Source organism: Paracoccus sp. R12_2 (assembly GCF_017744015.1).
In the GTDB taxonomy this organism is placed as follows: Bacteria; Pseudomonadota; Alphaproteobacteria; order Rhodobacterales; family Rhodobacteraceae; genus Paracoccus.
In genome coordinates this window covers 46,007-56,182 of record NZ_JAGHRA010000019.1, presented here as the reverse complement: position 1 = coordinate 56,182, position 10,176 = coordinate 46,007, and the positions used below count along the sequence as shown (strand labels likewise).

The 10,176-nt window shown below is 65.0% G+C and carries 10 protein-coding genes; 5 read left to right on the top strand and 5 right to left on the bottom strand.

All coding sequences use genetic code 11. From position 1 onward, the window contains the following. Positions 1-121: 121 nt before the first annotated feature. The gene (locus J7359_RS17680) at positions 122-475 is read right to left on the bottom strand and encodes an EcoRI family type II restriction endonuclease (protein WP_209058569.1); all 354 of its coding nucleotides are present in this window, start codon (positions 473-475) and stop codon (positions 122-124) included. A gap of 228 nt (positions 476-703) precedes the next feature. Here J7359_RS17680 and J7359_RS17675 point away from each other — a divergent pair, with 228 nt between their 5' ends. The 5 genes from J7359_RS17675 to J7359_RS17655 all read left to right on the top strand — a co-directional run bounded on the left by J7359_RS17675 (position 704) and on the right by J7359_RS17655 (position 5,835). Further along, positions 704-2,113 (top strand): phage portal protein, encoded by a 1,410-nt coding sequence (locus J7359_RS17675; RefSeq protein WP_209058567.1) that lies wholly within the window; start codon positions 704-706, stop codon positions 2,111-2,113. Beyond that, on the top strand, positions 2,106-3,956 hold the full coding sequence (locus J7359_RS17670; RefSeq protein WP_247740503.1) for a prohead protease/major capsid protein fusion protein: 1,851 nt from the start codon (positions 2,106-2,108) through the stop codon (positions 3,954-3,956). Before J7359_RS17675 ends, J7359_RS17670 begins: the two co-directional genes overlap by 8 nt. Before the next feature lie 2 nt (positions 3,957-3,958). Further along, on the top strand, positions 3,959-4,168 hold the full coding sequence (locus J7359_RS17665; protein WP_209058565.1) for a hypothetical protein: 210 nt from the start codon (positions 3,959-3,961) through the stop codon (positions 4,166-4,168). A gap of 2 nt (positions 4,169-4,170) precedes the next feature. Next, positions 4,171-4,515: a DUF2190 family protein gene (locus J7359_RS17660; RefSeq protein ID WP_209058563.1), complete on the top strand. Its 345-nt coding sequence runs from the start codon at positions 4,171-4,173 to the stop codon at positions 4,513-4,515. Between the two features lie 105 nt (positions 4,516-4,620). After that, positions 4,621-5,835 carry a hypothetical protein gene (locus J7359_RS17655; RefSeq protein ID WP_209058561.1) on the top strand — a complete coding sequence of 405 codons (1,215 nt, stop codon included), beginning with the start codon at positions 4,621-4,623 and terminating at the stop codon, positions 5,833-5,835. A 7-nt stretch (positions 5,836-5,842) separates the two neighbouring features. Here J7359_RS17655 and J7359_RS17650 read toward each other — a convergent pair whose 3' ends face one another. From J7359_RS17650 to J7359_RS17635, 4 genes are all read right to left on the bottom strand, one after another. Further along, positions 5,843-6,106 carry a hypothetical protein gene (locus tag J7359_RS17650; protein WP_247740502.1) on the bottom strand — a complete coding sequence of 88 codons (264 nt, stop codon included), beginning with the start codon at positions 6,104-6,106 and terminating at the stop codon, positions 5,843-5,845. 40 nt (positions 6,107-6,146) lie between these two features. After that, positions 6,147-7,301 (bottom strand): hypothetical protein, encoded by a 1,155-nt coding sequence (locus J7359_RS17645; protein ID WP_247740501.1) that lies wholly within the window; start codon positions 7,299-7,301, stop codon positions 6,147-6,149. A gap of 512 nt (positions 7,302-7,813) precedes the next feature. Beyond that, on the bottom strand, positions 7,814-9,115 hold the full coding sequence (locus J7359_RS17640; protein ID WP_209058559.1) for a glycerate kinase: 1,302 nt from the start codon (positions 9,113-9,115) through the stop codon (positions 7,814-7,816). Further along, the gene (locus tag J7359_RS17635) at positions 9,102-10,175 is read right to left on the bottom strand and encodes a tartrate dehydrogenase (protein WP_209058557.1); all 1,074 of its coding nucleotides are present in this window, start codon (positions 10,173-10,175) and stop codon (positions 9,102-9,104) included. The genes J7359_RS17640 and J7359_RS17635 overlap by 14 nt, the downstream gene beginning before the upstream one ends. Between the last annotated feature and the right edge of the window lies 1 nt (position 10,176).

Genomic DNA, 10,176 nt, shown 5'->3' with positions numbered 1-10,176 from the left:
GAATGGCTCTGGTCCTACAACAATGAGCGCCCAAACATGGGCAACGGCGGGATGACACCCGCACAGAAACTGAGAATGGCCGCGTAAATTCTACGACCAAGCCCCCACAAAAATGGGGGGATTACCCGCCCACCAAAACAATCCGCCATCGTCCGTTCTTGTCGAGAACTTCGGTGATGCCGCCGTCCGGTCGAATACTCGCGCTTTCGACGAATAGAGCCTGCCCGAGCCGCGCATCAAAACCCCGCAGCTTTTCGTTCATTTCTTTCTTGCTGAGAGATATGAGATGCCGGAACTCTAGCTCTGGGAACTGTTCAGCCAGCTTTGCCAGAACACCAACCATCACCTCACGGATGGACAGGTCGTGCTTCTGGGCAGCCGCTCCGAAGATGCTTAGCGGTCCTCCCCCGAGTTCTTGCTGCACCCCGAGTCTAAGTGCTTGACCCTTGCCCTTGAAATCAACCTCGCCCGCCACTGCGATCCCCCGAAATACACGATCTTGGGGTTTTCTCTATCAGACGGCACTACCACAAGATAGTGGGGATCGTCCTCATCTGTGAGGTGGCGTCAGCTTGCCGGCAGTCGTGATGGCAACGCTGGCTGGCAGTGACCAACCAATGCTGTGAGACGGTGCGAAAGTTCTTCGGCCATTACCAAACATTCTGAATGGGCATGCGCGTTCCGATAGGCGATTCTGTCGCCCATGCGGACTATTCTCCATCGCCTTCTCGGCCTCGCGCGCGCTCGCGGCTTCAACGCTGCGGGTGGCGGGCGGCGTTGGGAGGGCGCGCGGACGGTCGACGGGCTGAACGCGGCGATCCTCGCGGGCGCGACCACGGCGGCGCGGCGGGCCGGGTGGTATGCGCGGAACAACCCGTGGGTCGCGGCGGCGGTGGACAGCCTGGTCGGCAATGTCGTCGGCGCCGGGATCAAGCCGCAATCCACCCATCCCGACCGTGAGGTGCGCGAACGGCTGCAGGCACTCTGGCTGCGCTGGACCGATCATGCCGCTCCGGACGGGCTGGCGGATTTCTACGGGCTTCAGGCCATGGCCGTGCGTGCGATGGTCGAGAGCGGCGAAAGCTTCGCCCGGCTGCGCGTCGCCAGCGACGCCGCCACGGTCCCCCTCCACCTCGAGCTTCTGGATCGCGAGCAGGTTCCGATGGACCTGCACCGCGAGATCGGCGGCGGGGCGCGGATCCGCGCGGGCATCGAGTTCGATGCCGCCGGTCGCCGGGTCGCCTACCGGGTCTTGTCCTCCCGCCCGGGCGATCCGCTGGGGTCTCTCCGCATTGACCCGCTCCGCGTCCCTGCCGCCGATTGTTTGCATCTGTTCAAGCCGCTCGCGGCGGGCCAGCTGCGCGGAATCACCTGGCTCGCACCGGTGCTGCTGCGGCTTCACGAGCTCGACCAGTTCGAGGACGCCGCGCTGGTGAAGGCCAAGGTCGCGGCGCTGTTCACCGGCTTCATCACCGACCCGGACGGCACGGCGGGCGGGCTGAGCGGCACCAACACCGGCGGCGCGCTGACCGTGGGCATGGAGCCCGGCAGCCTGATCCCGCTGCCGCCCGGCACCGACATCCGCTTCTCGAACCCGACCGAGCACGATGCCTACGCGCCGTTCGTGAAGAACCATCTGCGCGCCGTCGCAGCGGGGATGGGCCTGCCCTACGAGCTGGTTTCGGGCGACCTGGAGGGCGTGACCTATTCCTCGATCCGCGCCGGGCTCATCGAGTTCCGCCGCCGCGTCGAGCAGCTGCAGCACAACGTGGTCGTTCACCTGTTCTGCCGCCCGGTCTGGGAGCGGTTCGTGCGGCTGGCGGTGCTCACGGGCGAGCTGCCCGCGCGGGACTTCGACCGGAACCCCGAGGCTTACCTCGGCTGCGAATGGCTGCCGCCGAAGTTCGACTACGTCGATCCGATGAAGGACGTGCAGGCCGAGATCATGGCGATCGGCGCGGGGCTCAAGAGCCGGTCCCAAGCGATCTCTGAACGCGGCTACGACGCCGAACAGGTGGATGCCGAGATCGCCGCCGACCGCGAGCGCGCGGAGGGGCTGGGGCTCGCCTTCGGCCAGACGGGGTCGCCGCAGAAGGAGGAGACCGATGGCTGATACTGCGATAGACACCCTGCCAGGCCAGGCGCCGCAAACCCTTATAGACGGAAAGGGTATCCTTACCCGCCGCGCGACGCTGGCGCCCGCGACCGCCGATCCGGGGGCCCGCACCGTCGAGGTGGTCTGGTCGACCGGCGCGCCCGTGCGCCGTCGCGACATGGCGGGCCAATACATCGAGCGCCTCAGCCTTGATCCGCAGGCCGTGGACCTGTCACGCCTCGAAGGCGCCAGCGTCCTCGATGCGCATCGCCAGACCGCCGTCCGCGATGTGCTGGGCTCGGTGCGCAGCGCCGCCGTCGACAGCAAGCGTGGCACCGCCTTCATCCAGTTCTCGGCCCGGCCCGAGGTGGAGCCGGTCTGGCAGGACGTGCTGGCGGGGATCCTGCGCCATGTCTCGGTCGGCTACTCGGTCGAGGACTGGGCCGAGACGACCGAGAACGGCGTGCGCGTGCTGACCGCCGTGCGCTGGACCCCCCACGAGATTTCCCTGGTGCCGACGCCCGCCGATCCCGGCGCCCACATTCGCATGGAGACAGAGATGACCGACACAAACACCACCCCGGCCCCGTGCGAGGCGCAGACCCGCGCCGAGGCAAACGCCGAGATCCGCTCCATCGCCCGCATCGCCGGGCTGGACCAGTCCTGGATCGACGGCCAGATTGACGGAGGCGCCGATCCCGACACCGCGCGCCGCGCGGCCTTCGAGGCGCTGGCGAAGCGATCCGCGCCCGCGATCCGCACCGAACAGGTCCGCGTCGAGATGGGCGAGAGCCAGGACGATCCCGCGCTCCGCGCCCGGCAGATGGGCGAAGCGCTCTATGCCCGGATCAATCCGCGGCACGACCTCTCCGAGCCCGCCCGGCGCTATGCCTACGCGACGCCGGTCGACATGGCGAAGGAACTGCTGACCCTGCGCGGCGAGTCCACCATGGCGCTGTCGCCCGCGAGCCTCGTCACCCGCGCGCTGCACACCACCTCTGACTTCCCGATCATCCTCGGGGACACCGTGGGCCGCGTCCTGCGCGACGCCTACCAGGCCGCACCCTCGGGCATCCGCCGCCTCGGCCGCCAGACCACGGCGCGAGACTTCCGGGCGGTGAACAAGATCATGCTGGGCGAGGCCCCGCTGCTGGAGAAGCTGAACGAGCACGGCGAGATCAAGGCCGGGACCATGGCCGAGGCGCGCGAGGCCTACAAGGTCGAGACCTGGGCGCGGAAGATCGGCGTCACGCGGCAAGTGCTGGTGAACGACGATCTTGGCGCCTTCGCGGACCTCGCGCGGCGCATGGGCCAGGCCGCGGCCGAGACCGAGGCGCGCATCCTCGTCACCCTCCTCGAGGCGGGCAGCGGCAACGGGCCTACGATGTCCGACGGCAAGACCCTGTTCCACGCCGATCACGGCAACAAGGCAGGGACCGGGGCGGTGATCTCCGACGCGACGCTCTCGGCCGCCCGGCTGGCGCTGCGAACGCAGAAGGGCATCGAGGACCGCACCATCCGCGTGACGCCCCGCAACCTGCTGGTGCCGCCCGCGCTGGAGACCACCGCCGAGAAGTGGCTGGCGAGCATCGCGCCCGCGACGGCCGCCGATGTGAACCCGTTCTCCGGGTCGTTGTCGCTGGTGGTCGAGCCGCGCCTGTCCTCGGCCACGCGCTGGTACGTCACTGCCGATCCCGGCGAAATCGACGGGCTGGAGTTTGCCTACCTCTCGGGCGCGGAAGGCCCGCAGGTCGAGAGCCGCTCGGGCTGGGACGTGGATGGCGTGGAGATCCGGGTGATCCTCGATTTCGGGGCCGGGTTCATCGACCATCGGGGCTGGTTCATGAACGCCGGGGCGTGAGCATGGCCGACCTCGCCCAGCTCACCGCCTGGCGGGACGCCCTGATGGCCGCGCGCTATCGGGGCATCCGCACCGTCGAATACGACGGCAAGCGCGTCACCTACGCGAGCGACGGCGAGATGGCCGCCGCGCTTGCGGACCTCACCCGGCAGATCACAGGGGCGACCGACCGCATCTCGGTCGTCCGCATCCAATCCTCGAAAGGGCTCTGACCATGCGCAACTACCTCCAGAACGGCCACATCCTCCGTGTCACCACGCCCGCGGGCGGCATCGCCTCGGGCGACGCGCTGATCGTGGGCACCATCTTCGGCATCGCCGCCTATTCTTCGGCCGAGGGCGACCCGGTCGAGCTCTCCACCACCGGGGTGTTCCAGCTGCCGAAGGCCAGCGCCGCGGTCGTCACGGTCGGTGCGCGCGTCGCCTGGGACAACACGGCCAAGGAAGTCACCACACCAGCAGCTGGGCGCTACCCTATCGGCGTCGCGGTGGAGGCCGCAGGGAATGGCGTCACCGGCGTCGCGGTGCGGCTGGACGGCGTGGCGACGGCGGCGGCGTGATACGGCAAATCGCGTTGGCGGCGACAACGCGTTCGCATTTCCGGTTTCGGCTGCCATTCCTCGATCCTACTCTGGGCCCGGAAGACGAATCTTTCGGGCGTTTTCATGGACGGCGGTACGACACGAACAGCAAAGGACCTCTCCCGCGAGGAGCTCTATGAGCTCGTATGGGAACGGCCGCTCAATCGTGTCGGCCCGGAACTTGGTCTCGACGGCCCGCGGCTCGCCAAGCTCTGCGACAAGCGCCAAGTGCCCTATCCGCCTCCGGGATATTGGCAGAAGAAGGCTGTCGGCCGCGCCCCTGCTCCCACGCTCCTGCCCCCGGAAGAGGTGGTTGCCGTAAAGGAACTCGCGCCTCGGACGTCGCGCACTCCGCGTCCGACCGCCGTAGCACCACAGAACTCTCCGGCGGAGGCGCTGCCGAAAGAGGCACGCGCACCTGAACCTCCGTCCATCACAGACGCCAAGGAGACCGTGAAGGACGACGGGCTGGATCTGCTCGACGGGCTGCATCCCAAGATCAAAGCGTGGATCGCGGAACACAAACGGGAGCAGAAGGAGCGCTCGCAGGAAAACCGGCGACGGAGGAACGACATCTGGTCCTGGGGCAAGTCCCTCTTGGACGATCTCACGCCGCGCGATCTGTACCGCTTTCGTGCCTGCAGCACGCTCTGCCGCGCCATCGAGGCGGCAGGCGGCCGCGTCAAGGAGGCCGACATACACGGCAAGCTGACCTTTACCGTCGGGGGTCGGGACATCGAGTGCATGGTCAAGGAGAAGATGTCGCGGCCAATCAAGCGGCCGGAGGGTGAAGCTGCGAAGTGGACGTCCTACCCTCACCATCACAATTCGGGGCTGACCTCATCGGGATTCCTCCGGGCGCAGATCACAACATTGCTTCCGGGCGAACAGCCTCAGTGGATCGAGAGCCCGAGGAAGCCATTCTCGCAGCTGATCCCGTCAATCGTGGAAACGGTCGTGGCGAGCGTTCCGCGTCTGATCGAGTGGGAGCGCAAGCGTGAAGAGGATCGCCGCCGATATCAAGAAGAGGAGCGGCGCCGGTGGGAGAGGCGGCGACTCAAGGAGATCGATGACACCCACTGGGCTCGCTTCCGGTCTGCAGCGACGAACTGGCAGGAGAAGCAGCTTCTCGATGAGTTCATCACCGAGCTTGAAGCGCGGCTCGCATTCGAAGGGGAGCAAGCAATCGGGGAGAAGTCGACCTCCGAGTGGCTGGACTGGGCGAAGCACCGCGCCGCGGAACTAGATCCTTTCGCCGAGGGTCTGGCCGGGCTGTTTCGCGATGTGCAGCGCCCGTGAGGGCTGACTATGCCTTGGCGCTCCACAGTGGGGCATGCTCCCCTTCGGCGTAGATCGCGTCCGTGATCCGCTTGAGCAGTGCGGCGTGATCTCCAAGGGCCGTGACGTGGCCCCAGTGCACGTCCTCGGGGTTGGCAAAGAAGTGGTCCTCGCTGGCTGCTCGGATGCGGTCGAGGGCTTCGTCGATCTCGGCCTTCCGCGCGGTGAAGGCGGCGAGAGCGGCGACATTGGTCTTGTGCATGATGGTCTCCGGCAGAACATCCTGATCCATCACGCTCTTGTCGACTACGATAGCAAGTCGGGACCGACCGCTATTCGGAGGGCAGGAACGCGATTCCCTGATCCGGGAAGGCGTCGCGTAGGTTGATCATGGCCTGCTCCCAATCGGTGCCGCCCCACTGGCTGGAGAACGCATAGGTGCGACCGCGGAAGTGGAGAAGTTCGTCATCGTCGCTGAAGAAGCGTTTCGAGTCGAAGTTCCGCCCTTCCGCGGCGCGGGCTTCCTTCGCCAAGCGATAGAAGTCGTCGCCCGTCACCTTGCCCTCGGCCGACACGAGGGCCCGATTGGCTCGCGGGCCACAATGCTTGGCGACCTCCTCCGGTGCGACTCCGCTCTCCACCAGATGGCGGAACACCTGATAGATCGCGTGTCGCTTCCGCAGTCCCGTCAACTGGCGCCCACCGAGGGCGACGTCGTAGCTGGTCCAGTCTCGCGTGTCTGTGCGCGCCTCGCGCTCCTTGCGCTTCTTCTCGGTGACGCGGACCTGGTATTCTGCCACCTCGGGGAGCGGTATGATCTGCTGGACATCCACGAGAACCCGCCCATCAAGCCCGTAGGGCTGGAGGCGCACGCAGCGGATGTCGATGCCGCGCTCGATAAGCCAGAGAACCGATGTTGTCAGCTCGCGGCTGAACTCGGCCGACGCCAAGACGATGCGGACGTCCTGCGCGAAGGCATCCTCGTCGGGCTCGTCCCACCCGAGGAAATCGAGCAGCTCGGCCCGCGCATCTGTATCGGCCTTGCCGATCTGCGCGAGGTAGCGTCCGAACACATCGGCGGCCTGAGCGAAGGTCATGGTCGAGACCATCGCCGCGTAGCGGATAGACTGCAGTTCCATATGACCGCCGTCTTCCGTCCGCTTGAGCTCGATCACCACGAGGTTCGCGTCGCGGTCGATGCCGAGAAGATCGATGCGCCGACGCGACTCGTCCCAATCCCCGAACTCCTCCGCGATCACCAGCGTGTCCGGCGCGACCACTGAGATGTTCGCCCGCAGCAGGCGCTGCAGATCGCGCCGTTCCTGCAGTTGGGCGAGACTGAAGGTGGTCTTGCTCAGGGGACGGATTTCTTCGCTGGCAAACTCGTAGATCGGCATGGGCAATTCGGACCTTTCGGGAATTGCCCTATCCAAGCGCAGCGGCACCGCATGGGCAAGCACGATCAGTCGCGAACGTCTGCGGAACATCGGCTCGGTCCCGTGTCGCATCCGTGTTGCACGGAGGAATCGGGGCTGGTTGTAAGCCTTTGGATTCTTTGGGGAGTATTCGGGAATGGCTTGCAACACGACGCGACACGCAAAAGCCGCCCGGAGGGCGGCCTAAGTGTTTGATATCTTGTCGGAAAGTTTGGTTGCGGGGGTAGGATTTGAACCTACGACCTTCAGGTTATGAGCCGATCAGAGGCGAAATTGCGAAACTGAAGGATTTCAGCGCCTTACGCGATAACCGTTTGATTTCTTGCGATTTCCATTCCGGCATTCGACCGCATCATGCGGCTTTCGACGGCACAACCCGCGCGAAAACTGCAGCCAAGGGTTGAGGTGGCGTTGAGGTGAACGATTTTGAAGCTGCATCAAATGCTGCCCTGCGCGCCGGCAAATACTCGGAAAACCATGCGCTGCGGCATCTACCATCGCTTGCCGCAGCATTTCTTTAATTTATGTTCGAACCTTCCTCTGGCATGCAGCGAAGGCAATTTTCACGCTGATTTCCCAAAAATCAGCATAGCGCGAAAATCATTAACGTTTGTCAACGTAGGGCCCGGGGCGATCTGATCGCCCAGCCTACGAAAGAAGCTGTGGCTGTCGTTATCGTCCAGAAATGCCTGTGCGGAAAGACCGGCGGATGTCGCGCGCTGCAGGGTCGTTTCGTCAATCAGAGCGCCGGCAACCTCGGCCGCCCCGTCGACACCGTCGGTATCGCAAGCAATGGCAGCAATGCCTGCTACACCGTCCAACGCGCAACTCAGGGCAAGGCAATACTCGGCATTGGGTCCCCCGATCCCTCGTCCGCGTTGTGTCACCGTGCATTCGCCTCCCGAGAGGAGCAGCGTAACCTCGTCGACAGCAAGTCCTGCCTGTGCTTCAAGCGCGATCTTCGCATGGTCGGCTGCGACATCACGCGCCTCACCCTCAATCGCATCCCCGAGAATCCGGACAGAGACCCCAGCGAACCGGGCCAGATCTGCCGCCGCTTGCAGCGACAATGCCGGCGCGGCGACAATCCGGTTCTCGGTCCGAGAAATGCGTATATCGCCTTTGCTTACAGTGGTCGAATGACCATCAAGAACCGCCTGCATGGAGGGGGAAAGCGGAATATTCCATCTGCGGGCGATCTCGCGTGCTTCCCGCTGGGTCGTATCGTCAATAACGGTGGGACCAGAGGCGATCATGGCGGGATCATCGCCCGGCACATCCGAGACGATCAGCGACAGCATTCTTGCAGGCCAGGCCGCTGCTGCCAGATTACCACCCTTGGCACGGGATAGGTGCTTGCGCAGGGCGTTCATCGCGGTGATCGGGGCGCCCGATGCAAGCAACGCCTGCGTCATGGCCCGCTCTTCCTCAAGCGTGACATCGCCCGCCGGCCAAGTCAGAAGCGATGATCCACCACCTGAAATGAGTGCGAGGACAAAGTCCTCCTCGCCGCATTGGTCAAGCAGATCGAACATTCGGCGCGTGGCCTCCAACCCTCGCACATCCGGCACCGGATGCGCGGCTTCGGCAACCTCAACGCCTTGGAGGTACCTGCCATAGCCGTCGCGGGTAATGACAAGGCCCTCGCAAGGCCCCCATCGGGCTTCAACCGCCTCGGCCATCCGTGCCGAGGCTTTTCCCGCCCCGATAACGATGACCCGGCCTGCCGGGCGAGCCGGCAGAGCCTTGGGTATGACACGCATCGGGTCGGATGCAGCAACAGCCGCATCGAAAAGCTGACGCAGAAACAAACGCCGCGCTGGCAAGCTTTTCAGAGCACCGACCCGGTCTTCACCCGAGCGCATCGACCACAGCCTTGCCACATGTGACGGTATCTGCAGCCCCGCCAAGGTCGCGCGTGCGCAGCGCGGGTTCTGACAGCACGCGCTCGATGGCTACCATGATGTCAGACGCGGCATCGGGGTGGCCCAGATGGTCCAGCATCATCGCCCCGGCCCAGATCTGCCCAATCGGGTTGGCCACGCCCTGCCCGGCAATGTCGGGGGCCGATCCATGAACCGGCTCGAACAGCGACGGGAACTTGCCTTCGGGGTTGATATTTCCCGAGGGTGCGATGCCGATGGTGCCCGTGCAGGCCGGACCCAGATCCGACAGGATATCGCCGAACAGGTTCGAGGCGACGACCACGTCAAAGCGATCCGGGTTCAGCACGAAATGCGCGGTCAGGATGTCGATGTGATATTTGTCGACCACAATATCGGGAAAGGATTTTGCCATCTCCTCGACCCGCTTGTCCCAATAAGGCATGCTGATCGAAATGCCGTTCGACTTGGTGGCCGAGGTCAGCCTCTTGCGCGGACGCTTCTGCGCAAGATCGAACGCGTATTTCAGCACCCGGTCCACCCCGTGCCGGGTCATGACGGTCTCCTGCAGCACGACCTCTCGATCCGTGTCGGGGAACATGATCCCCCCGACCGAGGAGTACTCGCCCTCGGTATTCTCGCGCACAATCCACATGTCGATATCGCCGGGGCCGCGCCCGGCCAGCGGACTGGACACGCCGGGCATCAGGCGTGCCGGGCGCAGGCTGATATACTGGTCGAACTGGCGGCGGAACTGGATCAGCGACCCCCAAAGAGAGATATGGTCCGGCACCGTATCCGGCCAGCCGACCGCGCCGAAGAACAGCGCGTCATGCCCGCCGATCTGGTCCTTCCAGTCATCCGGCATCATCTGGCCGTGCTTCTGATAGTAATCGCAGGACGAGAAGTCGAATTCGTCAAAGCGCATGTCGATGCCGCGTCGGGACGCCACTGCTTCCAGCACGCGCAGCCCCTCCGGGACGACTTCCTTGCCGATGCCGTCACCGGGAATGACGGCGATTTTCAGGTGATTGGTGGACATC

What these genes read in the sequence shown, in the direction of transcription:
- J7359_RS17665 (WP_209058565.1), top strand. Translation starts at nt 3,959, where the DNA reads ATGGCCGACCTCGCCCAGCTCACCGCCTGGCGGGACGCCCTGATGGCC.
- J7359_RS17675 (WP_209058567.1), top strand. Translation starts at nt 704, where the DNA reads ATGCGGACTATTCTCCATCGCCTTCTCGGCCTCGCGCGCGCTCGCGGC.
- J7359_RS17670 (WP_247740503.1), top strand. Translation starts at nt 2,106, where the DNA reads ATGGCTGATACTGCGATAGACACCCTGCCAGGCCAGGCGCCGCAAACC.
- J7359_RS17650 (WP_247740502.1), bottom strand. Translation starts at nt 6,106, where the DNA reads ATGGATCAGGATGTTCTGCCGGAGACCATCATGCACAAGACCAATGTC.
- J7359_RS17635 (WP_209058557.1), bottom strand. Translation starts at nt 10,175, where the DNA reads ATGTCCACCAATCACCTGAAAATCGCCGTCATTCCCGGTGACGGCATC.
- J7359_RS17645 (WP_247740501.1), bottom strand. Translation starts at nt 7,301, where the DNA reads ATGTTCCGCAGACGTTCGCGACTGATCGTGCTTGCCCATGCGGTGCCG.
- J7359_RS17640 (WP_209058559.1), bottom strand. Translation starts at nt 9,115, where the DNA reads ATGCGCTCGGGTGAAGACCGGGTCGGTGCTCTGAAAAGCTTGCCAGCG.
- J7359_RS17655 (WP_209058561.1), top strand. Translation starts at nt 4,621, where the DNA reads ATGGACGGCGGTACGACACGAACAGCAAAGGACCTCTCCCGCGAGGAG.
- J7359_RS17660 (WP_209058563.1), top strand. Translation starts at nt 4,171, where the DNA reads ATGCGCAACTACCTCCAGAACGGCCACATCCTCCGTGTCACCACGCCC.